At 45.7% G+C, this 728-nt stretch carries 1 protein-coding gene; it reads left to right on the forward strand.

All coding sequences use genetic code 11. The features are described from left to right. Nucleotides 1–17: 17 nt before the first annotated feature. Nucleotides 18–728 (forward strand): helix-turn-helix domain-containing protein (locus PGZ10_RS16425; RefSeq protein WP_270541901.1); only part of this gene is annotated, 711 nt, incomplete at its 3' end.

Genomic DNA, 728 nt, shown 5'->3' on the forward strand with positions numbered 1-728 from the left:
AAGGGGGAACTGCTTCAATGAACGGAGCTACTACAATACAGGAACGGCTAAAAGATTTACGATTAAACAAAGGATTAAAACTGGAAGAACTGGCTGAGCAAACGGGTATTTCAAAATCGGCTCTTGGCAGTTATGAAAAAGATGACTATAAGGAAATCAATCATGGCAACCTTATCCTGCTGGCAGATTTTTATGGGGTGTCCATTGATTATCTCTTTTGCCGGACAGAGAACCGGGCGGAGATCAACACGCCATTAAGGGAGCTGCATTTGAGTGATGAGATGGTAGCACTTCTGAAAAGCGGTCGGATTAACAACCGTCTGCTGTGCGAACTTGCCACCCATAAGGACTTTATCAAGTTTCTTGCGGACATTGAGATTTATGTGGATGGGATTGCCACCATGCAGATTCAAAACCTCAACGCCCTTGTCGATACCGTCCGGCATGAAATCATTGAACGGTATCGCCCCGGCGAAGATGACCCCCATTTGAAAGTGTTGCAAGCCGCCCATATCAGTGATGATGAATATTTCAGTCACATGGTACGGGATGACCTCAACCTGATTATCCGGGATATTCGGGAAGCCCATAAAAAGGACAGCGAGAGTGCACCTCAGACCACCGTTGCCGATGAACTGAAAGAAAATCTGGAAGCGGTTGAAAATTTCAAGGGCAGCCGTGATGAAAAGCTGGTTGTCCTTTACTGTAAGCAGCTTGGTATCAACTAT

Source organism: Coprococcus sp. AF102-57, from assembly GCF_027686195.1.
Lineage (GTDB): Bacteria > Bacillota > Clostridia > Lachnospirales > Lachnospiraceae > Allocoprococcus > Allocoprococcus comes.